Origin of the sequence: Bdellovibrio sp. HCB117 (assembly GCF_047305915.1) — a bacterium.
GTDB classification, from domain to species: Bacteria; Bdellovibrionota; Bdellovibrionia; order Bdellovibrionales; family Bdellovibrionaceae; genus Bdellovibrio; species Bdellovibrio bacteriovorus_B.
Genome location: NZ_CP178622.1, coordinates 1426146 through 1452256 on the forward strand (window position 1 = coordinate 1426146; position 26111 = coordinate 1452256).

The 26111-nt window shown below is 46.5% G+C and carries 23 protein-coding genes; 8 read left to right on the plus strand and 15 right to left on the minus strand.

What is annotated here, in order from left to right:
- Positions 1-64 precede the first annotated feature (64 nt).
- From ACLWBD_RS06815 to ACLWBD_RS06850, 8 genes are all read left to right on the plus strand, one after another.
- Positions 65-640, plus strand: coding sequence for a hypothetical protein (locus ACLWBD_RS06815; protein ID WP_413570202.1), 576 nt, complete (start codon positions 65-67; stop codon positions 638-640).
- Positions 641-715: 75 nt separating this feature from the next.
- Positions 716-2584 (plus strand): DNA mismatch repair endonuclease MutL, encoded by a 1869-nt coding sequence (gene mutL, locus ACLWBD_RS06820; protein ID WP_413570204.1) that lies wholly within the window; start codon positions 716-718, stop codon positions 2582-2584.
- Entirely contained in the window at positions 2584-3543 is a 960-nt protein-coding gene (gene miaA / locus ACLWBD_RS06825; RefSeq protein ID WP_413570207.1) for a tRNA (adenosine(37)-N6)-dimethylallyltransferase MiaA, read from the plus strand. The genes mutL and miaA overlap by 1 nt, the downstream gene beginning before the upstream one ends.
- Before the next feature lie 7 nt (positions 3544-3550).
- Positions 3551-4429, plus strand: a complete 879-nt coding sequence (locus ACLWBD_RS06830; protein WP_413570209.1) for a YicC/YloC family endoribonuclease — start codon at positions 3551-3553, stop codon at positions 4427-4429.
- On the plus strand, positions 4426-4983 hold the full coding sequence (gmk, locus tag ACLWBD_RS06835; protein ID WP_413570210.1) for a guanylate kinase: 558 nt from the start codon (positions 4426-4428) through the stop codon (positions 4981-4983). Before ACLWBD_RS06830 ends, gmk begins: the two co-directional genes overlap by 4 nt.
- 50 nt (positions 4984-5033) lie before the next feature.
- Entirely contained in the window at positions 5034-5273 is a 240-nt protein-coding gene (gene rpoZ, locus ACLWBD_RS06840; protein ID WP_063208282.1) for a DNA-directed RNA polymerase subunit omega, read from the plus strand.
- A 150-nt stretch (positions 5274-5423) separates the two neighbouring features.
- Entirely contained in the window at positions 5424-7640 is a 2217-nt protein-coding gene (locus ACLWBD_RS06845; RefSeq protein ID WP_413570212.1) for a RelA/SpoT family protein, read from the plus strand.
- On the plus strand, positions 7627-10227 hold the full coding sequence (locus tag ACLWBD_RS06850) for an ATP-binding protein (RefSeq protein WP_413570215.1): 2601 nt from the start codon (positions 7627-7629) through the stop codon (positions 10225-10227). Before ACLWBD_RS06845 ends, ACLWBD_RS06850 begins: the two co-directional genes overlap by 14 nt.
- Here ACLWBD_RS06850 and ACLWBD_RS06855 read toward each other — a convergent pair.
- The 15 genes from ACLWBD_RS06855 to gspC form a co-directional block, all read right to left on the minus strand.
- Positions 10224-11129 (minus strand): hypothetical protein, encoded by a 906-nt coding sequence (locus tag ACLWBD_RS06855; RefSeq protein ID WP_063208277.1) that lies wholly within the window; start codon positions 11127-11129, stop codon positions 10224-10226. The genes ACLWBD_RS06850 and ACLWBD_RS06855 overlap by 4 nt on opposite strands.
- A 9-nt stretch (positions 11130-11138) precedes the next feature.
- Positions 11139-11531, minus strand: a complete 393-nt coding sequence (locus ACLWBD_RS06860; RefSeq protein ID WP_063208276.1) for a hypothetical protein — start codon at positions 11529-11531, stop codon at positions 11139-11141.
- A gap of 196 nt (positions 11532-11727) precedes the next feature.
- Complete coding sequence (locus ACLWBD_RS06865; protein ID WP_063208275.1) at positions 11728-12171, minus strand: single-stranded DNA-binding protein; 444 nt, start codon at positions 12169-12171, stop codon at positions 11728-11730.
- Positions 12172-12329: 158 nt separating this feature from the next.
- A complete protein-coding gene (gene gspN, locus ACLWBD_RS06870; RefSeq protein WP_063208274.1) occupies positions 12330-13295 on the minus strand; it encodes a type II secretion system protein GspN in 966 nt (321 codons plus the stop codon).
- A gap of 2 nt (positions 13296-13297) precedes the next feature.
- Positions 13298-13984 (minus strand): hypothetical protein, encoded by a 687-nt coding sequence (locus ACLWBD_RS06875; protein WP_413570218.1) that lies wholly within the window; start codon positions 13982-13984, stop codon positions 13298-13300.
- Positions 13981-15651: a pilus assembly protein PilM gene (pilM, locus tag ACLWBD_RS06880; protein ID WP_413570220.1), complete on the minus strand. Its 1671-nt coding sequence runs from the start codon at positions 15649-15651 to the stop codon at positions 13981-13983. Before pilM ends, ACLWBD_RS06875 begins: the two co-directional genes overlap by 4 nt.
- A 277-nt stretch (positions 15652-15928) precedes the next feature.
- Positions 15929-17194, minus strand: coding sequence for a general secretion pathway protein GspK (locus tag ACLWBD_RS06885; RefSeq protein WP_413570222.1), 1266 nt, complete (start codon positions 17192-17194; stop codon positions 15929-15931).
- Positions 17142-17996, minus strand: a complete 855-nt coding sequence (locus ACLWBD_RS06890; RefSeq protein WP_413570224.1) for a type II secretion system protein GspJ — start codon at positions 17994-17996, stop codon at positions 17142-17144. Before ACLWBD_RS06890 ends, ACLWBD_RS06885 begins: the two co-directional genes overlap by 53 nt.
- 2 nt (positions 17997-17998) lie before the next feature.
- Positions 17999-18508: a prepilin-type N-terminal cleavage/methylation domain-containing protein gene (locus ACLWBD_RS06895; protein ID WP_253721049.1), complete on the minus strand. Its 510-nt coding sequence runs from the start codon at positions 18506-18508 to the stop codon at positions 17999-18001.
- Entirely contained in the window at positions 18505-19095 is a 591-nt protein-coding gene (locus ACLWBD_RS06900; protein ID WP_063208464.1) for a Tfp pilus assembly protein FimT/FimU, read from the minus strand. Before ACLWBD_RS06900 ends, ACLWBD_RS06895 begins: the two co-directional genes overlap by 4 nt.
- A 4-nt stretch (positions 19096-19099) precedes the next feature.
- Positions 19100-19510 carry a type II secretion system major pseudopilin GspG gene (gene gspG / locus ACLWBD_RS06905; protein WP_063208268.1) on the minus strand — a complete coding sequence of 137 codons (411 nt, stop codon included), beginning with the start codon at positions 19508-19510 and terminating at the stop codon, positions 19100-19102.
- Positions 19511-19674: 164 nt separating this feature from the next.
- Positions 19675-20892: a type II secretion system inner membrane protein GspF gene (gene gspF, locus ACLWBD_RS06910; protein ID WP_063208266.1), complete on the minus strand. Its 1218-nt coding sequence runs from the start codon at positions 20890-20892 to the stop codon at positions 19675-19677.
- A gap of 118 nt (positions 20893-21010) precedes the next feature.
- Positions 21011-22633, minus strand: coding sequence for a type II secretion system ATPase GspE (gspE, locus tag ACLWBD_RS06915; protein ID WP_413570229.1), 1623 nt, complete (start codon positions 22631-22633; stop codon positions 21011-21013).
- 75 nt (positions 22634-22708) lie between these two features.
- Positions 22709-25042: a type II secretion system secretin GspD gene (gene gspD / locus ACLWBD_RS06920; RefSeq protein ID WP_413570230.1), complete on the minus strand. Its 2334-nt coding sequence runs from the start codon at positions 25040-25042 to the stop codon at positions 22709-22711.
- Between the two features lie 55 nt (positions 25043-25097).
- A complete protein-coding gene (gspC, locus tag ACLWBD_RS06925; RefSeq protein ID WP_063208258.1) occupies positions 25098-26012 on the minus strand; it encodes a type II secretion system protein GspC in 915 nt (304 codons plus the stop codon).
- Positions 26013-26111 lie beyond the last annotated feature (99 nt).

Here is a 26111-nt window from a genome sequence, read left to right on the forward strand (position 1 = left end):
TTGCAAATATACTGGCAGGTGACACGAGGGGTGTTACATCGTGACGGCGTTGAGGGGGATTTTCGTGCGTTTTCTTTTATTTTTCGCGTCCGTTTTGTTTTCCATCTCTGCATTTGCTGCTGACACCGAGGCTTACTTCGAAGCGTTGAAACAATCAGGGATTAACTATGAACCTGATGGCGCGATCTGCGAACAAGTGGCGAAGCTCCACTACAGCGAAGAATATCCCGCCGGTCCGTTTCTAATTACTACTGGTGTTGAATACAGCACCGGGGTGCTCACCCTCGGAGAACTTGATATCGTTGTTATTGATCGCGCCACTCAGAAGGTGGTCTTAGTCAGTGAAGTAAAGTGCTGGAGAAACTTCCAGCAAGCGTTGGATAAAGCAAAGTCTCAGCGTCTGCGCTTTCAATGGAACTTAGAAAAACATTCTCAGCAAATGCAGTTTGACTCTTATGAGGGTCTTCCATTTAACGTAGCTCAGTTTGACAGTTCCACGCAGTACCGCTCCCTTTCTCAAGCCGGCGGCGTCAAAAAAGGCTTTGATGCAGAGCTTGAATTGACGCTTTCAGAGCTGAAGCAACTACGTATGAGGCTACTAAAGTGCCAGGCTTGGGGAGAATGCCGCCGCCCTGAATAAGGACGGACGATTTTTACCCAATGCGCACCGCGCCAGAGTGGACTTGCTGGCGCTCCTCATGCACATTCTCTCTCTATGTCCATTCAAGTTTTATCTCCTGAAGTCGTCGACCAAATTGCCGCTGGTGAGGTGGTGGAGCGTCCTGCTCACTTAGTTAAAGAGCTTGTTGAAAACAGTATCGATGCGGGGGCCACGCGCGTGCACGTTGAGTTCTTTGATGGCGGTCGCATTGTTAAGGTGATCGACAACGGGAAGGGGATGGCACCTGAAGATTTGCCGAAAGCGCTTGAGCGTTTTGCCACCAGTAAAATTTCAAAAACAGATGACCTGTGGCGCTTAAGAACTTTTGGATTTCGCGGCGAAGCGCTTGCAAGTATCGCCGCCGTCAGTAAGCTGACGCTGACGTCTCGTCGTGCGGATGATGAACAGGCTCATCAACTCATTTCAGAATACGGCCGCAAAAAAGACATCGATAAAGTGGGCGGTTCTCAAGGGACGACGATCTTAATTGAAAATCTTTTTGATAATACTCCGGCGCGTTTGAAGTTTTTAAAATCCGACGCCGCAGAAAACACGGCGATCAAAACGACGCTTAAAGCTATGGCCCTGTCTCACTACGACGTGGAATTCCGCATTCAGGAAAACGGCAAGCTTGTCAGTTTTTGGCCTGCTTGCAGAAATCGCAAGGATCGTGTTGAGCAAATTTTAGAAATCAAACCTCTTTTCGTCGGCGAAGCTTCGCGTGAAAACGTGAAAGCCTATGCCGTGTTCGCGGATCCTCACAATGTGGCGAAGACGGCTAAAAATATTTGGCTCTTTGCGCAGAATCGCTGGATTCAAGATCGCAGTTTGCAGGCGGCTGTCAATGAAGCTTACCGCAGTCTTCTTATGCACGGGGAATATCCTATTGCCGTGGTGTGGGTCGAAACAGATCCCGACTGTGTCGACGTGAATATTCATCCCACAAAATCGCAAGTGAAATTTCAAGAACCTTCATTAGCTTTCCGTGCCGTTGCGGGAGCTTTGCGCAGCACTTTAGAGCAAGCGCCTTGGTTGCCGGCTCAGCAGAGACCGCAGCCCGTGGCACCCCTTTCGGACGTGTCTTCTGCGGATTATCCCTCGACTCAAGGGCTTCCGAATTTTCTGAATTCACCCTCTGCAATGCCGGCGATGCCGAAAGAAAATCTGGCCTTCGATGATTCGTCACTGAAAGCCACGAGCTTTCAAAAGAAGGACTTTTCTTTCCCAAGTTCTTCCGTGAATCAACCGAAGGTCAGCTATCAGACTTTGGCAGAAGCGGCGTCCTCGCGCGAAAGCTTAGGACCGTCCGCAGTGATCGAGCCGGAAGCGCCTCGTGGTTACTGGTCGTCGCTCGAAGTTTTAGGTCAGGCGAATCTCACTTATATCGTGACTCAAGCCCGCGACAAAATTGTTTTCGTGGACCAGCACGCCGCTCATGAAAGGGTGGTTTACGAAAAACTCATGAATGCGTGGAAGGGGGGCAAAGTCGATGTGCAAGACTTCCTTTTCCCACTGGCTATTGATATGTCTCCCGAAAAAGTGGAAGCGCTTCTGACATTAGGTAAAGACATAGAGCGCCTGGGTGTTTTCATCGAGTCGCTAGGACCGGGAACGATCGGCGTGAAAGCTGCACCTTTAATGATCAAAGAGTCCATCTTAAGCACCGTCCTTGATAAAATGGCTAACGAAATAGTCGAGCAGGGCGGCAGTTATTCTTTAGAAAGAGTCGTCGGAGACATCTGTGCCACGATGGCCTGCCATTCCGTGGTGCGTGCCGGACAAGCTCTAGGCGTGGATCAAATGAAATCACTTTTAAGAGACATGGATCAATTCCCTCTTTCTAGTTTCTGTCCTCACGGTCGCCCGGTGAGTGTGGAGTATCCGTTCTATAAGCTTGAAAAAGATTTTGGTCGCATCGTTTGATGAATAAAGCAAAGCCCGTGATTTTTGTTGTTGGTTCGACGGCCACCGGAAAGTCCGAGTGGGCTCTTCGACTTGCGCAGGAATTTAAGGGCGTTATCGTCAACTGTGACTCTATTCAAGTTTACAAAAAGGTCGATATTGGTGCTGCAAAGCCGACGAAAGAAGAACAGGCCTTAGTGCCCCATTATCTTCTGGATTACGTGAGTCCCTCGCAAGAAATGACCGCTGGTCAGTATTGCCGCGACTTCTATGAAGTCATGGAAAAAATCCCCGACGGCACCCCGGTTTTTGTCGTCGGAGGAACGGGCTTTTATTTCATGGCCATTGAAAAAGGCATGTATCCCGTTTTGCCTGTGTCTGAGGCCGTGCAAAAGCAAGTGGCCGAAGAGCTTAAAACCGAATTGGGTGCCCAAAAACTTTATCAGGAGCTGTTGGAAAAAGATCCCGAATATGGCGCCAAAATTCACCTGTCTGATCATTACCGTATAGGTCGCGCAATCGAATTGATTCGCACGCAAGGGAAAAGCGTGACGGCCATCCAAAAAGAATTCGAAGAATCGCGGGCGCCTTTTCCGTTTCCTCTTTTGAAGATTGGGCCTTCTTGGGATCGCCAACTCTTAAAAGAGCGCATTGATCTTCGCACTCGCAAAATGCTCGAGGCGGGTTTGGTTGAAGAAGTGAAAGAGCTTCTCGATGAAGGTCTAGAGTCATGGGCTCCGATGAGCAGCGTGGGTTATAAAGAAACCATCGCCTACTTGAAGAATGAAATCTCCAAAGAGCAGCTTCTTGAGGACATTTCCACCAATACAAGGCAGCTCGCTAAACGGCAAAGAACTTGGTTTCAGCGAGACAAAGACATTCAGTGGTTCGACGGAAAAACAGGCTTTTCCCAAGCAAGATCCGTGGTCGAGGAATTCCTAAATCCTTTTGACCCCACGAAAGGGAAAGCTGGAGAATGAGGTTACTATGAAAAGCATGACAGGGTACGGCACCGCGAGAGTTCAAACCAAAGACGTCACCGTAGAGGTGAGCATTCGTGCCGTGAACGGCCGTTTCTTAGAGCCAAGATTCCATCTTCCTCGCGAATTCGTATCGCTGGAATCAGAACTAAAAAAAATCTTAAGCCAAACTTTATTGCGTGGAACGATTGATATCTTCGTTTCTCGTCGTGTTCGTAATACCGCCGCCAAGGCGCAAATGACGGTGAATGATACTTTGGCGAAAAAGTATATGACCGCATATAAGCATCTTTCCAAAGAGTTAGGTGTTCCATTTCAAGTGCATCTTGAAGCTTTGGCTCGTCTTCCAGAGATCATCAAGGTTGAAGAGTCGTACGAGATGTTTACGGGCGAAGATAAGATTCTTAAAAAAGCTTTCACGGCGGCTTGCAAGGCTTGCAACGCAGAACGCACGCGTGAGGGGAAAGCTCTTCGTCGTGATTTAGAGAAGCTTCTTTTGTCGTTAGAAAGACAAGTTAAAGTAATCAGTGAACTGCGTGGCGAAGCGAACGCTCAGCTGCAAGAGAAGTTCGAACAGAAGATTCGTGCTCGTCTTAAAGGCAATGATATTGATCCGACTCGTTTATCCCAGGAGATCGTTATTCAGCTTGAAAAAGCGGATATTAATGAGGAACTCACGCGTTTGAGCGAGCATATTAAAAACTACCGCCAACTCGTGACATCTCAGCAGGCCGAAGGAAAGAAATTGGATTTCTACACCCAAGAGCTGCTCCGCGAGGTGAATACGATTGGTTCCAAGTCTCAGGTAGCCAAGATCACTCAAGCCGTGGTAGAAGCAAAAACCCTTATTGAAAGACTTAGAGAACAGGTACAAAACGTTCAATGAAGACGCGTCTTATTATTGTCGCCGCTCCAAGCGGTGCTGGAAAAAGTAGTTTTGTCGAAAAGATCAGCCAGGAAGATCCTCGCTTGGTCGACATTATTACTTTTACGACGCGCTCTATGCGTAAGGGCGAAAGTGAAGGGCATCCTTATCACTTTATCAGTTCCGAGGACTTCCAGAAAAAGATCGAAGAAGGTTTTTTCGTCGAGTGGGCTCGCGTTCACACGAACTATTACGGCACTTCTTATGACAGCATTCAGACGTCCTGGAAGCACGGCAAGTGCGCGATTATGGACATCGATATCCAAGGCGTTGCGACCTTTAAGGCTAAATTTCCGGATGCAAAGACCGTTTTCATACTTCCTCCCTCAATTGATGAGCTGCGTCGCCGTATTGCAAAACGAGACGGGGGCATGCCGGCCGATATCGAAGTGAGAATGGCGAACGCGGAAAAAGAGCTGCGAGAGGCCTCTAAATTCGATTATCAGATCGTGAACGACGTCTTTGAACATTCCTACGCTCAATTTAAAAAAATCGTTGAAGAATTACTAGCTTAGCGGTAACTTGGCCGGATCAGTATTTTCCTTTATTAGTCCCTGGAGGCAGAATGGCTCGCGTAACCGTTGAAGATTGCTTGGAAAAAGTTCCTAATAGATTTGCTCTAGTGCTTATGGTTGCTAAAAGAGCGAAGCAGCTTCTTAAAGGTGCCGAGGCGACTGTGTCCACTCGTAGCAATAAATACATTGTGAGCGCGCTTCGCGAAGTGGCTATCGGAAACGTAGGTTACACTGAGGCTATGGAAAATGCGGAAGCTATCCGCCAAATCGAGAAAGATTTGAATAAATAGGACCCTACAATCTAAAGGGGATCTAAAAAGGAGGCTCAACAGCCTCCTTTTTTCGTTTTAGGCCCTTCCGTCAAAACCTAAATAAATCCAAGACCTTATTGAAAAGGTAGTTGGAACTCGTTCTGCAACTCAGGTAAGCTTATTACAAGTATGTTTGAGACTCTGAAAGAGACCGGTGTCAGCCATAAACCCGTTAAGACCTTAGATGATCTTCTAAGTCGTATTCGTAGTTTTTACCCGAATGCTGATTTAAAGGTGATCGAGAAGGCCTATTCTTTTTCAGAAAAAGCTCACGAAGGGCAGATTCGTCGCAGTGGTGAGCCCTATATTTCTCACCCCCTTTCTGTAGCCGCCATTCTGGCGGATCTTCATCTGGATTTAGATACGATAGCGACGGGACTTCTTCACGACACCGTGGAAGACACACATGCTACTTTGGATGATATTCGCCGTGAGTTTGGTGATGTGATCGCTCATCTTGTCGACGGTGTTACTAAAATCGGTCAGATGAAATTTAAAAACAGCCACGAAAAACAAGGCGAAAATATTCGTAAGATGATCGTCGCCATGGGTAAAGATGTGCGCGTGGTTTTAGTGAAGCTTGCCGATCGTTTGCACAACATGCGAACACTGAACTTCATGCCTTTTGAAAAACAAGAGCGCATTGCTTTAGAGACTTTGGAAATTTATTGTCCTCTTGCGGGCCGTATGGGTATTAGTTCTCTCAAGATCGAACTTGAGGATCTGTGCTTCCGTTACTATCGCCCGGACATGTACTACCAACTTGTTCAGCAAATTAAAAAAAGCGAAGCCGAGCAAACACGTTACATTGAGGACGTGAAGAATCTGATTTCAAAAGAGTTGAACAAAGCCGGCTTCAAGTACGAAGTCTTCGGTCGTTCAAAACACTTGTGGTCTATCTATCGTAAGATGCAATCACGTAACATCGATTACGATCAAGTCTATGACATTCTGGCGTTTCGAGTGATCGTTGATAGTGTGGCTGAGTGTTACGCCGCTTTGGGCTTAGTGCACTCTTTGTGGAAGCCAATTCCAGGTCGTTTTAAAGACTTCATCGCGATGCCGAAGGCCAATAACTATCGATCCCTGCATACGACAGTTGTTGGCCCGGGCGGGGAGCGCATCGAGATCCAAATCCGCACTTCAGAAATGCACTTGGTCGCTGAGCGCGGTATCGCCGCCCACTGGAAATATAAAGAGCGCGGTAAAATGATTGATGATTCGGACGTGCAGCAAGCAGATTGGCTGCGCGACCTCGTAACATGGCACCAAAATGTGCGCAGTTCGGATGAGTTCCTCGATACGGTTAAGACCGATTTATTTGAAACAGAAATATACGTCTTTACTCCGAACGGAGATGTGCGTGAGTTCCCTGAAGGGGCGACTCCGGTTGACTTTGCCTATGCCGTGCATACCGAGCTTGGAAATCAGTGTGTCGGTGCGCGCGTGAATGGCAAGATGGTTCCTTTGAAGTATCAGCTTCAAAATGGGGACTCTGTTGAAATCATTACTTCTAAAACCCAGATGCCTTCCAAGGACTGGTTGAAGTTTGTCGTCACGAACAAAGCCAAATCCAAAATCCGCGCCTTCGTAAAAGAAGAACAGCGTCGTCGCGCGATCATGTTGGGTAAAGAACTTTTAGAAAAAGAATTCCGCAAGTTCGGTATGGCTGCGGCGAAATACCTCAAAGGACCGGCCTACGAACAATATCTGAAAGACCACGGCATTGCGGACCTCGATGAGCTTTACGTCACTGTCGGCTACGGGAAGCTTGAAACACGTATTTTAGTTGAAAGACTGTCCCCAGAAAACATCGCAAAAGAAGCGGCGAAAACTGAAAATACGACTTTCATGGAAAGAGTCATGCGCGCGGCGACTCAGAAAACGCGTAAGACGAATTCTTTGATCAGTGTGGATGGCATGGATGATGTTCTGGTTCACTATGCAAAATGTTGCCATCCTATCCCTGGAGATCCAATTGTTGGCTTTATCAGTCGTGGTCGCGGTATCACCATTCACCGTAGTGACTGTCGTAAGGCTTTTGAGTTCGATCAACTTCGCAAGGTCGATGTCACTTGGAATGTGAAACAAGCCGGTGACGGCCAAGAGCGCATTGTCCGCTTGAAAATTATTTCTCAAGATACGCCAGGTCTTTTAAAGCTGATGTCAGAAGCTTTTGCGCAACAGGGAATCAATATCCAGTCCGCGCAAATCCGTACGACTAAGGATAAAAAAGCCGTCTGTCATTTCGAAGTCAGTGTGAAAGACGCAAGTCAGGTCAACCAAGCTATCTACGAGATCCAAAAGATCAAAGGTATTATTGGTGTCACTCGTGTCATCCAATAAAATTTCAAACCGCCTGCACCTAATATTTGCTTTCGTAACCTTGGCTTTAGGACTCATGGTCATGACGGGATGGTGGATAAAGAATCTAACCATCGTGCAAATTCATGCCGACTTCGCGCCGATGGTTTTTAATACGGCTTTTTGTTTTGCCGTAATTTCTTTAGGTTTTCTTTTTTCAGACCGTAAAGATCAAACTATTTCCAAGACCTGTTCCGCAATAGTATTTCTTGTATCAGGCTTGACGCTGGTGCAGTACCTAACAGGTGTCAGCTTAGGAATAGATAAACTTTTTGTAGATCCTTTCGTGAGCGTGGGCTCTGTGATCTCCGGGCGCATGGCGATCAGCACGGCGATTTGTTTCATCATGATTTCGCTATCGCGTTTTTTTAAAAAACGTGATTTTTCGTCTCACATCATTATCGTGACGGTTTCTTCATTGGTTATCGGATTTTCCCTGATCGGAATTTTTGGTTACGCATTTGGCTTTAATTCTGAATACGGCTGGGGAAGTTTTTCTCGTATGGCGGTTCATACTTCCATCGGGCAAGTGCTTCTTGCGCTTGCAATGCTTTGGCAGCTTCGCGTGGAAAACCGCCAGTTACCCGAGGCCCGCCGTCGTACTTCGGTGCCATCCTATGTTCTTATCGTGGGAATTTTGACATCCATTTTGATTTGGCATCTTTTAATTCTGCGCGATCAAGACAGAAATCGCCGTGTGGTGCAGATTCAAGCAGAAAGCATTAAAGCTAATATCACAAATATTTTTGCACCTCTAGAAAAAGCCTTGCAGCACATGGCTCGTCGATTTGCTGCGGGTGCATACGAGAATGAAAAAATGTGGTACGCGGATGCAGAAAGTTACTTCACCGAGTTTGAAGGATTGCGTCGTCTTCTGTGGGCAGATGAAAAACACATCGTCCAGTGGGTGTATCCGTTAGATCGGGGAGGAAGCAAGCTTATTAAAGCCAATGTTTCGACAGATGCGGCGGTGAAAGAACGCATGGCGATTGCTGAAAGTGAACACCGCGCTTATCTTTCTAAGTTCATGGAACTTAGAACGGGCGGCAAAGGCTTTGTGATGTTTGCCCCGATCTACAACAAGGATAAATATCTTGGGACCATTCGTGGAGCTTTCTTAGCAAAACCTGTATTTGAAAAAATCATCGACCTCAGTGGTTATCACGTGACGATTTATGAAGATGGTCACGAAGTTTTTTCCACTGGTACGGCTGACGCGGTTTTCGCGCGCGACTGGAAAACAAAATCCCGCTATCACTATATGGGAGCGGAATGGGAGATTCTATTAATCCCATCCCCTGAAGTCATTCGTGAAAACACGTCTTCATTACCCAACCTTGTTCTTTTCTTTGGGGTGAGTATTTCTGTTCTTTTGGGAATCGCTTTGAGCTTTTTCACGCGCGCTCGTGATTCAGAAAAAGCAGCTAAAGAGGCCTTCGAGTGGAAGCAAGCCGGGATGAACAGTGTACCGCTTTTGATGATCTCTTTAGATGAAAATACGTTCATTCGTGAAATGAACTCGGCGGCGGAACGAATTCTTGAATACTCGACAGATGAAGTGAAAGGGAAAGAAACTCCAGCTATTTTTCACGACCTCAATGAAGTCGTCGCTTTCCGCGATAAAATGGCCTTGCAGGTCGGAAAGAACATCGAACTAGGGCCTGAATACTTCGAATACTTTTTTAAGCTTGGCTACAATCGTGCTTCCGAGTGGACGATTATTTCGAAAACGGGCCGAAGATATTCAATGGTGCTTTCGTTAAGTAAAATTCTGGATGAGCAAGGGCGTATCACTGGTTATTTAGGTATTCTTGAAGACGTCACACAGCTGCGTGAAAAAGAAAAGCTGTTGAAAGAACAAGAGCTGAAAATTCTGGCGTCGTCTCGTTTGGCTTCACTCGGTGAGATGGCCGCAGGTATCGCCCACGAAATCAATAATCCTTTGGCTATTATCAATGGTCACGTCAGTGTTCTTCGTCGCGTCCTAACTCAAAAAGGGGTGGCGCAAGATGGAGATGTGACGAAAAAATTGGATGCGATTGAATCGGTGATTCAACGGATTGCTAAGATCATTCGCGGAATGCGCAGCTATGCTCACGAAACGGATCTGACAAATGAAGAAGTGATTGCCGTGGAGTCCTTGTTTGATGACACTTTGGCATTCTGTCACGAGAAATTTAAATCTGAAGGCGTTGAGCTGGCCGCGCAAATTCAGCCGGACTTAAAAATCCGTGGTCGTCCTTATCAGATTTCTCAAGTTCTTTTAAATTTATTGAATAATGCCATGGATGCCGTGGCGGTAAGTCCGGTAAAAAAGGTCTCTTTAGAGGCGTCCCTGCGTAACGGTGGTGTTGAAATCACTGTTTCCGACACCGGCCCGGGTGTACCTTATCATCTGCGATCTAAAATCATGGAACCTTTTTTCACAACGAAAGAAGTCGGTAAGGGCGTAGGTTTGGGATTGAGCATCTCGCAAGGAATTGTGCAGTCTCATGGGGGTAAATTCTATCTTGACGATAATTCGACCAAGACACGTTTTGTGATCTGGTTGCCTCAAGAAAAGGCCTAGAGATTCCAGGCCCATCCTGCTTTAAGTAAAATCTGACTGGCTTTCACAGTGCTCGAAGCAGGAAACATATTGTATTCAAGACTGACAGGGATATAAGTTTTGCGATCCATTTGGATATCAGTTCCAAAGGCCGCTGTAATTACCGAGTTGGTCGAAATCTGAGACTGATTTAAGGCTGTGCTGGATTTTGAAACTGCCAACAAATAACCCATTCCGCCGCCGATCCAAGGACGGTACTTCCCGATGTAGGGATACCATTTCGCAAGGCCGTACACAGAGAGATAGTTGATCTTAGCATCACAGTTTGTTGAACCAGAGCAGGCCGCAGAAGAAGCCGTGCCCGCAACATTGAACTGTTCAATGGCGGCGTATCCTCTTCCCACAAAAGAAGGGCTGAAAACATAGTCATAAAATCCACCAACGCCAAAACCGGAACCACTCATTTTGACGGCGGCTTTTTGTGTGATGCCAAAGCCATCTTTATAACTGACGTCTGCATCCATAGAGTTCATTAAATAGCCACCGAGAATGCCGTAAGAGTCTTTTAATACACGAGAAATATTTGTAGTCGGACGAGGAGTGTTCTCTTCGCTCTCTTCGGTGGGCGTGACGTCGGCACTCATTTTCGAAGCCGCTTTGGCTTGCAGAGTGTATCCGCTAGCAGCACGTCCTTTTAAGATTTCGCCCAGGGCTTTATTGCCTTTAACTTGTTTGACGCGAATGATGGCCGTGCGTTTTGTCGTGCCCGGGTTTACCAGAAAGAACTCATCGCCTTCCATGACGGATTCACCGTCCAGAGTAATTAGAACTTTTTGTCCTTTGACGGCGGAAACCGAAGCGGCGAACGCGGAAGAACATCCTAATAAAAATACAAGTGCAGCAAAGAACTTTCTTCCAAACATCAGCGCTTCCTATTCAAGAGTCATCACGTTGTCTTCAAGCTCGCGGATAAAAGAATCTTTATAAAGGTTCCAGACGATGTCATTCGCGAATTCATAAATACAAGAATGAACAGAGGTTTCTGATTTTTGAATGGCTTTGATTTCAACTTTAGAACCACGGTGCGTGCGCCAGATTTCCAGATCATTTTCCATCACGACCATTTCGTAATTGGATGACGGAAACTCTTCATGAAACCAAGTTTCAATGCGGCTTTCTTTTTTGCAGCTTTTAAGTTCGAAGTTGGAAGAGGTAGAAACTTTACCGGGAGCTTCAGATTCAAATTGCTTACGACCTTCCGAACGGTAGATCGTACAACCACTTAAAGTAAGAACCATGAATGCAGTAAATAAAGCACACTTCATAGATCTATAATTATAGGGGAGACTGGACTAAATAAAAAGCCCCGATATCTCTTCGGGGCTTTTGACTGGTAACCTTTGCGCCGCCAGACAAGCTTTCTCTGCGTTGCTGCGTCGGCGCTGTACGGTGTGCAGCTTTCTCCTTGCGCCTTGATAAAACTTATCTGACAGCGCAAAGGAGTATTGCGTTTTATTAAAATTAGAACGGAATTTCGTCGTTCGAATCAAAACTTGGTTCTGGTCCGAAATCTTGGAAATTGTAATCATCACCGCCACCAGAAGATGAAGAAGAACGGCCAGAGCCAGCTTCCGCACCTGCAGAGCCCAAGAATTGAACTGTGCTAGCAACGATCTCCGTCGTGTAGCGTTTTTGACCTTGTTGATCTTCCCACTGACGAGTTTGCAATTTACCTTCAACGTAAACTTGGCGACCTTTTGAAAGATGCTTACCGCAGATTTCTGCAAGTTTGCCCCATACCGTTACACGGTGCCACTCTGTACGTTCTTGTCTTTGACCGTCTTTCACCCATGATTCGCTTGTTGCGATGTTAAGGCGAGCGACAGTGCTCCCACTTCCGATTGCTTTCACTTCTGGATCAGCACCTAAACGACCTACAAGAATAACTTTATTTACTCCAGACATTTTCCCTCCAATAACCACTTGGTTTTTTGTCAGATTAAGAGTGAAGTCAATAAGGACTTCAGCTCTCTATTATTTGCTGTGGAGTGTGAGCAATTCTTAGGCAGACCCCTTGCTCAGTTTAAATATAGCAGGGGTCACTTGAAGGGAACGGATCTCGACTAACGCGCGGCGCCGAAGCTGGGCGGCATCATGGGATTTGTCGCTGAAATCTTGAATTTATACTGAGCGCCTTCTGGCGTTGGCGTTTTATAGCCATCAATGAAGCCTAAGAATAAAGCGGCGCGATCTTGAAAGCTGCGCTTTGCTCTTAAATCGATTTCAAAATTATAAGCACCAATTTGCTGACCGAAAGAACCTCCGCGGTTCACGATATTAAGACCAATATTGCCTTTAATCGTGCCGTAAAGCTCATCGCCCGGCTTCCCAATAGTTCCCGTCTCGATCACGAAGCGACCCGCCGCCAAGCGACCTTTAAGCTCCACAGAAGTCAGTTTTAAATCCGGCAACGTCAAAGGACCCATCGGTGTATTCACATTCGACGGAGGAAGCTCAAACTTACTGATCGTCATGTCGATCTCGACATCCGGTTGTTCTTGAAAAGAAAGATCGGCAAGGGCTGTCGTCTCTAAGTTCAACTGACCTTTTAAAAGAATGGGAAGGTTTGCAAGCTCACGCAAATCATGCAAAGAGACTTTTTGCGCTTTCACTTCAATCTTCTGTCTTTCAATGCCGTTGTCAGACTTCGCACCTTTACCCACGACCAAGTCAACATCGCCTTTTAAAAGGCCCTTGGCAGAAACATGACCGTAAGGTTTTTGCGCGATCAATCCCGAAACTGACGGAGTGATCACAAGTTCTTGTGCAGAAAGAGCAGGGGTGCGAAGAGATTCAATATAGACTTGATCCATTTGCACACCCGGTTGCGGAAAGACACTCATCTTCAAGCGTTCAAAAGTCAAATACACAGAGTTATTTGTCAGACGAGATACTTGCGAAGAAATAAGATCACTTAAGTCATCAAACGGAAACAACATGAAAAGGAAAACAAACGCTGAAACCACCATGACGGCGATCTTGCCTTTGCTTTCGCGAATCAGTTTCAGAAGCTGACGGAACTGTTCCATGATTACTCCTCGTCCGCCGGTGGGGCGTTACGATTGCGAGAACCTGAACGAGTCGGCGCTTCAGCGGGAGGTTCTGGTGGAGCAGGGACCGCTAAAGCAATCAATTTGTAAGTCACATCGAAATAGCGAGGATCTTCGGCGTTCGCCGTCATCGCCATGTCTTTTAGTTTCACGCTTGCATTGATGCTTTGAAACTGATGTCCCAAATCCAAAGCTTGGCGGATATTCAATTTCGTCAGGCTGACCTGAAGCATGCCTTCTGTCAGGTTTTGCGGAACGATTTTAGAATCATTCGTCAAAACTTCGGTGCCTTTCATTTGCTCAGGCAACAGATTTGCGGCAGTGAGCTGGTTTTGGATATTATTACGAATCATATCCATGCTAGGGGCTTGCGGGATTTGTGGAACATCGGCAGATTCGCGACTGACTTTTAAAAGTTCACGAATCGTCATGCGTTTGCTTTCAAATTCTTCCACATAAGTTTGGGACTGATTGAAGGCGCCATAGGGAATGCTAAGAATCATAAATGCGATTAAAGCGACAACGCCAACGACTGTTAGTTTTTGCGTAACAGGCGTCATGTTTTCATAACGGTCGCGCAACTGGTTGTAAGCCGCGCTATCTTGGACTCGTTCCCAAGTTTGACGGGCATCACTGATAAATCTGTCCTTTAAATCGTCTAAATTCATCTTGTCACCTTTTGGATTCCGCGATCGACATTAAAGCTGAATGAAAAAGCTGTACGTCCGCTCATGGGTTTTAAGGTAGAGCGTTGAGTTCGTACTTGGCCATCGGAAGTGATGTTCGTCAAAGACTGCTGAAGTAAAGACGCCTCTTGCGGTGTATTTACATAACCTTGCATTTGCACTAAAGCATCTGTCACCGAAAGCTGCTGCACATCTAAAGTCACTGCGGTCTTTGCTGGAGTCGCATCATTCACCTTTTTAATCACATCCAAAGCAGAGTTCATATTAGCCACGCTGGCCAATGTTTTTAAATCTGCGGCACGTTTTTTATTGTCACGAATGTACTTGCGGATGCCATTTTCAGAGGCGTTTCTTCCACGAAGTCCGGCAACCGTCTTTGCTTGATCTTTTAAAACTTCTTGAGTGCGGTCCGCCAAACTGACAGAGAAACTTTCACGCAAGGACGTGTAGACAAAAAGAACTAGAACGGCGGCAGTTAGAACTTTTGCAGTGTGACCCCATTTTTCCCAGAACATTTTCATCTGGTGATTTTCTTTCGCGAACTCGCCGCGAAGGAAATTCACCGGAGGGTTTCTTGGCTTTTTAAAGCCTTCAATAGCTAAGCCCAAAGCCACGCCAGCCTTAGCGCCGTTGTAAGCCGAGCGTTCAAAGAGGACGTTGGGAATAAGATCTAAAGTGGAAGTACGATTCACCGGAACTTCCAAAATTTGAGTTAAAAATGGTCCGATGTTCTGGATTTGCGAAACGCCCCCAGTTAATCCGATAGAGCCGATCTGAGCATTAAACTCACTCTTCAATTCCAGGATAGAAAGCTGAAGATCGCGGGCTAGCTCACGAACACTTTTAGCAATCGTATCTGAGAACGTGACTTGATCAAAAGTCGCACCTTGTTTGTTTGTTAAGATGAAAGCTTTTGTCTGCAATTCTTTGATGGATTCTAAGAAAGGGATTTCGTATTTTTTTGAAATCGCTTCCGCAATATTTTTACCACCCCAAAGAACCGAGCGCACCGCGATCAGAGAGTTTCCTTCAAACGCACTGACCAAAGTGCGCGAGTGACCGATATTTAAAATCAATTGCACATGACGAACGGGACGGTTGTCTTCGTCATTCAAGGCGATTGTCGGAGGAAGAAGAGCTGGAGGAGCTTCATTCCATTTTTCAAAAACGTTCGCAAGTGCTGTGCCTTCTGCCGAAACAATCGCAGGATCAATGCCGGCATCTTGGCCACGTTGAATGCAATTTTGTACGTGAACTTTCGGAGCCGCACACGCCAGAACTTCAGCGCCGCCACCGACGGTGCGAACGATCTTCGCATCAAACACGGCGTTTTCAGAAGAGAAAGGAAGATCTTCTTCCAACTCAAAAGCCAAGCTTTTGGAAATTTTAATTCGATCATTGAACGGGAAGAACTTATTGCGAATCGCCACACGATCTTGACGAAGCGCTAAAACAAACTTCGTTTGATTCGGATCGTAAGTCGCCGTGAAGTTTCTTAAAAACTCGATGACCTCAAGCTCTTGGTCTGCGCCTGGAGCGATATTCAAGGCATGTTCAATGAATTGAGTGACCTGAAAGCCTTTGGACGAGCTGGTCATCTCGACAATTTTGATACTGCTAGAGCCTATGTCTATGCCTACTGACTTCACCGTGAATTCCTCCATGAATCCTTGGACTTAAGTTTATGCGAGGTTCGGCCTGCTGTATAGCTTTTTAAGTTGTCGGCGCGCCTTCCGGGCTCGGTCGGTGCCGAAGCTTCGCTTCGGTTCGCGCCATCGTGGCGCCACCGAAGGCCGCTAATTTAAAATGCTATACACCAAGCCTAATCGATAAACTAAGAGTCGCGTCCTCGGTGTTTTTTGGGCGCCTTGGCGGCGCCGTGGGAGGAGGATTTTTCAGAGGAGAAATGGACGTTGGTCTAGGTGATTAGCGTTCTTGCCAGAAGACTATTCTTGGGGGGCCTTTTTGGACTTGATTGGTGTTGGCGTTGTTATTGCCGCCCGTCGGAGTTTTTGGTTTGTTAGGGTCCTCGGGCGGGGCATTGGGATCCTGTTTTTCTTTGTCTACGAAGGATTTGATTTTCGTAGCGGCGCGGTTCAAGTCCATCACTATTGCTGTGATTTCTCTTGTGGCTCCGGCGAATTCGCCTGTGCTTCTGATTTTGAAATTCATGACGGTGTCGCAGGTCATGGGGATGTCTTCAGGATTTCCCATGATGCGGATGCCTTTTTGTTGTACGAAGCTCCAGAAGTCTTGGCTGCCGCCGTTTTGGTCGCACTTAAAGGGGCCGCCTTCTTCTTCGGTTTCGCGGCGTTTGATAATTTCGGCTACGACTTCGTCGGTCATTGCGGGGTCTAAAGATTTTAAAACTTCTTTGGTTGCTAAATTTGGATTGATGCCCTTCATTCCGTAGATGGTGATTCTGGGTTGAAGTAGATCAAAAAAAGTATCATTCATTCCCGGAACCATGTGCAGTTCAGCAATCGTGCGGAACGCGCGGTTCGGTGGGTAGTAGTCGGTTTGGGACAGTTGATTGAGTTCGGCGTAGTTGGCTCTTTTGTCGCCGCCATTTAAGGATTGAGATTTGGGGCTCATCCAGTCGGCGATGTTGTTGATCAACTCTTCGAAGCGGACGTTGCTGTATTCGCGAGCGAATTCTTCGTCTTCTTGTTTCTTTTGTTCAAAGATGTTTAAGAGCTGCTTCTTAGTCATGTCCTGCAAGGTCTTTGAAGGAGAGTTCAAATCATTCAAATCGATTTTTGAGCCTTCATCTTCAATCGTGACGATGTAGCTGGAGTCCATCGCAGATTCTTTAAAGATTTTTTTGAAATTATCTTTGTCGACGGCGCTCAACTCATCAGGGATGGGCATCGGCCAGGCGAAAGGAAATTTCCAGATTTGATCTAGCATGGGGCTATTGCCTAATTGCGCGCCGAATTTGCTTTGTGCTTGCTGATAGATTTTGATGCGCAGAAGGCTTAACTGCATTCCGGATTTTGCCGCGTAATAGGCTTTTACTCGATTCAAGCTTTGCGAGTTCACTAAATATTCCACGTTAGAGTCGTAAGAGACTTCCATCGCGAAATACATGATCAGCATAATACAAGCGACGGCCACCATCATGGCCACGCCCCTTTGATTACTGAGTGGCGCCGCCAGATTGCGGCCAAGAACCTTGATTTCCTTGCGCATTTGCTGCCTCCTCAGGATTGTTAGGGAAGTGGATCGGGACTATCGCTTGCATAGAGTATTTTTTAGATTTGCCTTTTTCTTTTTTCTCAACCGTTAAAGAAACTTCCACGGCCTGCGGGAACTTTCCTTTGGTTGCGCCGTCACCTTGGGCATCGGTGCGCCAATCGCTGACCCAGTCTTGCTTGCCTTTACCCATGTAGCGAAGTTTGAATTCAGAGACGTTTTCAAGAAGAACAACTTCGTCGCCACCTTTAGTGACATCAAGATCCACATAGGGCGTACTTCGTCTCCACAAACATTTTGATGACGTGGAATCATTGCGCAAGTTTTTGCAGTCTTTCACGGAATAACCGACTTCAAGAAAATCGGCTTGAGCAGTGTTGCGAGTGGTGCGCGCATTGTTCATCGTCACCAGATTTAAACTTTCGCCGTTGCCGACAAAGTGAGTTGCGGGATCGCGGCGAGGGACTTCACGGCGGTTGTTGGGATCTTGGTTAGGATCGGGAATGACAGAAGGGTCCATCCCTCCGGTGCCACCACCATTACCATTCGTGGAGTTTTTCTTCTTTAAGATCTGCTCCATCTCTTTTTCAAGATCGCGATAATGATAAGCTAAATTGATATCTCTTTCCACCAAGCGCATAGCATCGCGCATGCGGGACACATCGTCGATTTGATCTTGCAGCTTACCTTTGGCTTTGATGGCCTGAGTGATCGACTGCGCCGTTAAGACGGTGAGGGTTGCAAGAATTGCAACCGTGATCATCAGCTCAATCATGGTGAAACCTTTATTGTTTCTCATGATTAGCCTCCCGCACCTGGGATGGAAGGAAGTGGCAGTTGTTTATCGTAGTCGACGAAGTATTGAGTGGCAGAAAATTCTAAAGGTTTCTTCGCGCCTTTGTAGATCACGGTGACTTTGACTTCCTTGATAGATTTTCCTAAGTGCTCGGCCAAAGTTTTCATGATCGTCAAGGTCAGTTCGTCCGCACCGCCCGCTTGGGCTGTCAGCGTTGCTGAAAAATCCGGAACTTCAAATTCTTTTGAAGTCATGCGCCAAGAGTACTGAGGATATTCGGAACCAAAATCGTCTTCTTTTTCTTCCGGGATGGAGTCTAAGGGCTTACCTTGATATTCCATTTCAACTTCAACCATTTTGCGTTCAAGGAGGGCTGAAACTTCCGTGGAAAGCTGGGTTTTACGAACACGCATGAAACTGCCGCTCCAAGAATTTGCTAGCAAAAGCAAACCTGAAGACAGGATGACCAGCGCCATCACCGTTTCAATAAGTGTAAAACCTCTTTTATTTCTCACCGTTGGACATCCTTTAACGAAGAAGCTTTTTCTATAATATCAGCTTGACCCGTTAAAGGATTAAAAACAAGAGTCCAAGTTAAATTATTTCCGTTCGTGATTTGCACGGCGGCGGCTTCCACAAAGCCTTCAGGGAAGAAGTGAATATACGCGAGACCCGAAGTAATCGGAGACTTCATATTGATAGTTTCCACAGAGCCAAACCTCAGGCCGCTGGGAAGTTTTTTTTCTGATTTTGTGAGGGATTTATCCATCTGAAAAAGGGGCGGTGGGGCGTCCTCTTTCTTTTCGGAATCTTTCTTTAAAGCCTCTTCGTACATCTTAGGATCGACAGGTTGAGGACCATTGGCTCTTTCGACCCAATAAGCTTCATCTTGCGTGTCCATATTGATAACTAAGCGATACGTGGAATTTGTAAGGCGGGCTTTGTTGCGGATTTCCTTGCTCAGAACAATGAAGCTCCGAGCAACGGCTTTGATATTTCCATCTCTTTTGACGAAACGGGGGGCTACCAACGCTACGACCGCGCCAAGAATTGCCAGCACGATCATGATTTCAATTAGCGTGAAGCCCTTTTGCGAACGCATGAAATTACTGAACATCCTCTAGAGTGATGTCTTTGTCATTACCAGAACCACCTTCACGGCGGTCTTTACCCAAAGATTTCAAGGTGTATTCAGAACCTTCGCGCTCATAAACCAGTTCATTTCCAAATGGATCTTTAAGATCTTTTTTGTAGTAAGGCTCAGGACCCCAGTTTGAACAATCTGGATCGGCCTTCGCCAAACCTTCCAAAGATTGAGGGTAGTGACCACAATCTGTGTAGTACATAGAAAGAGCATTCACAACTTGAGTCAGCTGAATTTTAGCTTCTTTCACTTTGGACTTATCAAGCTGTCCTGTGATGTTAGGAAGAAGAAGAGCTGCGATACTACCGATGATCGCAAGGACGATCATGATTTCGATCAACGTCATACCCTTGCGGTTTTTGAGAAGAGACATTACTTACTCCTTATGTTTAACAGATGTTGAGGATAGCAGAGGTCCTATCCCAGGTAAAGCACACATGCGGCTTTACCCAGAATGAGATCTGACAGGGACCCAAAATATTTTGGACCCGACTTAAGAAGAGATACAGACTTTAGTTGATGTTGTACTTTAACTATTTAGCCAGCGATGTTGGCCATTTCAAACATAGGCACCATCACAGCGACTACGATCATACCGATAGCAAAACCCATCATAACGATGACAACGGGGCCCATCAGACTTGTTAAGCCTTCCAGTTTTGTTTTCACTTGGAAGTCATAGGCGTCGGATACTTGTGACAACATGTTTTCTAGTTCACCGGTCTTTTCACCAATGTTCACCATGTGAATTACAATCGGTGGAAATTGACCCGATTTTTTCAAAGGACCCGCGATGGATTCCCCCTCAGAGATGTTAGAGCGGGCTTCGTCAATCGCCTGCGCCAATACGTGGTTATTCACAACGTTACGTACGATGTCTAAAGCTGCTAGCATTGGAACGCCACCGGTTAAAAGTGTCGCCAAAGTTCTCGTAAAACGAGAAACAGCCACCATGCGAACAGTGGGGCCTACAATCGGAAGCTTCAACGAGATCGCATCCCATTGATTGCGTCCTGCTGGCGTGTTTTTCCAGTTTTTGAATAGAAGATACAAAATCAAGGCACTTCCGACGAGGAGGTACCAATAGTTTACAACAAACTGACTGGCATCAATCAAAGTGACCGTGTACCAAGGAAGTTGCAGATTCGGCGCGGATTCAAAGACAGTCACCATTTTTGGAATCAAGAATACGAAAAGGAAGCCTAATAGACCCAAAGTCACGACCATCATGATGATCGGGTAGGTCATGGCACTGCTGACTTTCGCACGCAAATCAGCTTGCGCTTCGGTGAATTCCGCAAGGCGCATTAAGATAACATCCAAACTTCCTGACATTTCGCCGGCTTCAACCATTGAAATATAAATATTTGTGAAGATGTTGGGATATTTTGCCAAGGCTTTATGAAACGGGGAACCCTCATTCACCATGTTTTTACAATCTGCAATGGCTTCAGAAAGAGCCGCATTTTCAACTTGCTCGGAAACGGCAGTTAAAGCATCGACAAGAGGGATGTTGGCTTTGATTAAAGTCGCTAACTGACGAGTCATAAGCGCCAGTTCTTTTACGCCCACTTTCGCGCTGGATCTAGCACCCGATTTCTTTTTAGGATCGACTTTCTTTTTGTCACGGATATCGACGACGTAAATATTGTCTTTTTTAAGCTTCGTGCGAGCCGCGCGCAGGTTTTCTGCGTCGACAACACCTTTTACGTTTTTTCCGTCTCGAGAGAGACCCTTGTATTCAAAAATCGGCATTTGCTTATCCTAAAAAATGCTGCTTCAGTTTCGCGCCTCTGGCGCTGCGCTCTGCGACCTCGCGGCCCTGCTTCAGCCTGCGCGCCCGAAGGCGCTTCGGCTCTGACGGCTTCCGCCGTTAAATATCCAATTGCGTATTGGAAGCAAGTTCTTCAATAGTCGTAATTCCCGCAAGGACCTTTTGGACCCCGTGATCGCGGAAGGTTTTCATACCGTTGGCGACAGCTTGCTTCTTAATTGAGTTACCGTCTTTACGCTGCATGATCAAAGAGCGAACGTCGTCAGTGACAATCAAAAGCTCACTGATCGTCGTACGGCCTGAGTAACCTTTTTGACCACAGTGATTGCAACCCATCGCGCGGCAGATGTGCGAATTTTTAGCTTCTTCACGGGTGACGCCGATAGTTTGCAATTCAAAGTCAGAAGGTTCATAAGGTGCTTTACAATGCGGGCAAAGAACACGCACCAGACGTTGAGCGACAACACCTTGAATCGATGTTGCGATCAAGAAAGGCTCCACGCCGAAGTCAATCAAGCGGGGGAAGGCACCGGCAGAGTCATTCGTGTGCAGAGTAGATAAAACCAAGTGACCTGTTAATGACGCTTGGATCGCAAGTTCGGCTGTTTCCAAGTCACGAATCTCACCGACCATGATGATGTCAGGGTCTTGACGAAGGAAAGATCTTAATCCCGCAGCGAATGTTAATCCGATTTTAGAGTTCACTTGCACCTGACCAATCCCATGGATACGTTGCTCCACCGGATCTTCGACGGTCAGAATGTTTACGTCAGGTTTATTTAATTTTGAAAGAGCTCCATACAAAGTCGTCGACTTACCGGAACCCGTAGGACCCGTGACCAGAAAGATCCCGTAAGAGCGCGCTAAAAGATCATCCAAACGATCTAAGTTCTCTGTCGAAAAACCGAGTTGTTGAAGTTCTAGAACGATGCTCGATCTATCTTGAATACGCATCACCAGACGCTCACCGTGAGCCGTCGGCACCGTTGAAAGACGGATATCGATATCTTTACCGCCGACTTTCAAAGGAATACGACCGTCTTGCGGCAGACGTTTCTCCGCGATGTTTAAGTTCGCCATAACTTTGATACGGGACGTGATCGCGTTTTGAAGTTTCTTAGGTGGTTTAAAGACGTCGAACAAAATACCGTCCATGCGAAAGCGCACGACCATGTCTTTTTCATAAGGTTCGATATGGATATCAGAAGCTTTTTCTTTCACGGCACGGAACAGAAGACTGTTCACCATCTTGATCACCGGCGCATCATCTTCGCCGGCTTCAAGAAGATCGACGATAGGGTCGTCGAGGTCGTAATCTTCTTCTTCAATTTCATCTAGGCCCGAAAGATTCGCTGTGCTTTTTTCGTAAACTTTATTGATCGCATCTTGAATACGACTTGTCGTTGTCACTAGGGGACGAACGCGCTTACCGAAAAGAACTTTCAAATCATCAAGCGCTTTCAGATTCACCGGATTGCTGGTTAAAGCAATCAGTGTCTCGGATTCTTCCTTGTAAGGCAGAACATTGTGTTGTTTTGCGTAGTTGATAGGAAGATCACGGATCAAGTCGACGGCGATATCACTGACAGGAATGTCGCGGATAAAATCCAAGCCCAATTCCTTACACAAATCGGCGACCACTTCATCCGCCGTGGAAAATTCTTTCGCTGCCAAGGCCTCACCCACGGTGACGGGTCTCACCACCGAGGGATTGTTAAGCACAGAACGGATTTGGTCCTGTGACAGGGAGGTCGCTTTTGACAGTATCGTTTGAATATCCACGGAGGCCATGTTTTCTTATTCCTCTTCAATTACAGGTTGGGATGTTTCAGGAGGGACGGCGTTGTTATTGCCATTCAGGCCCGCACGCGCCTTCTGATGAATCGCATCCATCTTTTTACCATAAGGATCGACTCCGCCCTGAGCTTTGATGAAATCAATACGTTCATCCAGCGTTCTATTTGTAATAGCATTCGTATCTGCAGAGTTTTTCACGATTTTCGGAGTCAAGAACACAACCATATTCGTTTTATCTTTCGAAATCGTGCGGGACTTGAACAACCAACCCAAAATAGGGATGTCGCCGAGAAGAGGAACCTTGCTGATAGATTCAATGTCTTGTTCTTTCATCAAACCACCCAGAATCGCTGTGTCGCCGTTATTCACGTTGATCACAGTTTTGATCGAGCGCTTCGCCAAAGGCTGAGTTGAATCTTGGAACGCCTTCGGAGTACTTGCCGTAGAAAGCTGTGACACTTGCTGTTTGATTTCCATGCGGATTTGATTTGTCGCTGGGCTGATATAAGGCTTCAGCGTCAATTTGATCGTCGCATCTTCAAACGTTGGCGTCGTGATCGGAGAGCCATTTGTTGGTGTCGTTGTTGTTGAGCCTGTCACGACTTTATCACCGACTTCTAGTTCGCCCTCTTGATTGTCCAAAGTCATCAATGTTGGAGTCGAAAGGATGTTGGCTTTTTTAGTTGTTTTCAAGAAGTTGATGAAACCAACTAAGTTCGGAATCTTGATCGTTGATTTAGAAACAGGATCCGTCACTTCAACCACATCACCTTGACCGAAGCCGATCACGGCACCCGCACCACCTGTTGGGCTTAGCAAGCTGTTGATATCCAGACCGCCGTTGAAGCCGACTTTACCATAACCTGTATCACCGTACTTATAGTAACCCACGCCCCAAGTATTACCGTCGTTCGCGCTCATCTCCATGATGATAGCTTCAACGAAAACTTGGTCACGAGGAGTATCGATTTTGTTTAAAAGACTTAGAACCACTTCGTAGTCTTGTTTACTAGCTGTGATAATAAGGCTGTTTGTTGTTTTATCGCCGACGATTTTAACATCGCCACCGAAGATCTCTTGCGGAGCCTGCATTTGACCGCCAGCGCCGATAGGAGATAACAAGCTGCCACCTGTTTGAGGTTTTGGAGCTGCATCCTTCGTCACACCTTGAAGAGTTTGCGCCAATTTTTCCGCATCACCGTTTTTCACGTGGTATACGTAAACGCCGCCAGATTCTTCAGGACGGATTTTGAAATCAAGCTGAGAGATCAATTTTTTAATACGAACGATGCCGGATTTATTGCCGACAACGATGATCGAGTTTGTGCGATCATCTGGAATCGCCATAAAGAAACTTGCACCTTGTTGGCTAGAAGCTCCCGCGGAACGAGAGAATCTTGGAACGCCCGCGGAGAATGTCCCTGGAGCTGAACCTTGAGTTTTATTCCCTTTATTGACGATCTTATCTACCAGGTCTGCCAAGTCTTTCGCTTTTGCGTACTTAATAGGAATAACTTCAAGTTGTTCTTCAAATCCCGGAACGTCCAACTGACTGATGATTTTCATCACGCGATCAATGTTAGAACCGTAGTCCGAAATGATGATCGAGTTTGTCGGCTCGTAAATATTCATCTCACCATCTTTAGAAGGAAGGATGCGAAGGTCTCTATTTACTTGAGCGGCTGAAATATGTTTCAAGTGGATGATACGAGTGATCATCTGATCGCTGTTCGGATAGTAAGCGCCCGAGAACGTCTCGATATTATCACGTTGCGCATTTCTTGCTGATTTTACTTTTAAGAAGCTGCCCGAAGGAACCACCGTAAAACCATTGATTGCAAGTGCTGACAAGAAAGCCTTATAAGCTTCCGCCACTGTGATCTTACTTGGAGCTGTGATCGTGATCTTTCCGCGCACGCCCGGATCAATGATAAAGTTCTTACCCGTCAATTCACCGATAGCTTTGATCAGATCTGTGATTTCCACATTCGGGAAATCGAAGGACTCAATCGTCTCAGGAAAATTTTGACTGTTGATATCTTCAATAGGAGCTTTCGCAAATTTATCGCGGGCATTCTTGCTAAGCACATCCATGCCACCCGCGGCATTTCCACCGCCACGAGAACCGCCCGCACTCGGGCCATTGCTTGGAAGTGAAGGGGCAGAAAAAGCATCATTATTAGCTGGTGGAGGAGGAAAGCCTGAATCGTCACTAAAATCCGAAGACGGTGGTGGCGGTGGAGGCGGGAAGTCCTCAAACTGCGCATTCGCGGCAGGGCCGACGAGCTGTGCGGTCATCAGTGAAGCAAGTCCTATGCTGACAGTCTTTTTCATATATCCTCTCCTTGAGGAGTTGTAAAATCCAGTTGCTATATCTTTCGCGGAGATCTTATTGAATATTGTAAGTCATCGTCTCCGTTTTACCGTTGCGCTCAATTTGCAAAGACACTTTCGGTGAATTTTTCAATGTATTATAAAGTTCCATGGCTTTCGCCGGACTGTCGACAGGAGTTCCGTCAACAGACTTAATCACGTCCATACGCTGCAAACCCAGTTGCTCGTAAATACTGCCGGGTTGCATGTCTAAAAGACGGAAGCCATTAATCGCGCCGGTTCCAGGTTCACGATTAGGAACCGCGCGCGCTTGCATCAAGATGCTGGAAAGATCATTTGTGTATTTCAATAAATCAGCACGTTTGATGACGAAATTGTTGTTGCCGACAGATTGAACTTCTTTGCCTCCAGCGGCCGCCGGGCGACCCGCGCCGAAAGCCACTTTGCCAGCGTCTTTTTTCATCTCAATATATTCCAAACGATTGGAATTGAGATTGCGGAAAATAACTTTTTGGCGCTCTACACGAATAATAGAAGCCATGCCTTCAATTTCTTTTCCGGGACTGTAAGAGACAACTTGGTTTTTTCCGCGCACATCAATAGCGGCCAAGGATTTATCAGGGTTTGAATGCACCAAGGTGCCAATCAAAGTCAGAGGCAATTGTGATGGAACCGGATCGGCTTCTTTCTGCGCTTCGGCACCTTTGGACTTATCCACCAAGGGCTCAGGAATTTGTCCGTTGGAGGCAAACATATTGCGTGTCGTAATGGTGTTGTAAGCGCCGCGACTGACAGACATGTCAGCTGCCGGCGGTTTGGGGCGAGCCGCAGGGGCGGATTGAGGCAACATGCGGTCGCGATAAGCCAGAATGGCGAGGTCTGCGATGCAATAACCGACAAACGCAAAAAGAATATAGGAATATAATCTTTCAAAAGGGGGGCGTTGATTCTTCGGGTTACGTGAAATCACAGTTGCACAATCCTTTGTTTTATACCGGCATAATTTGCCGAGACCTAGTCCTTGGGCCTCGATCCATCCTATCAAAAAGGCGGGGGGTCTGCACGAAAA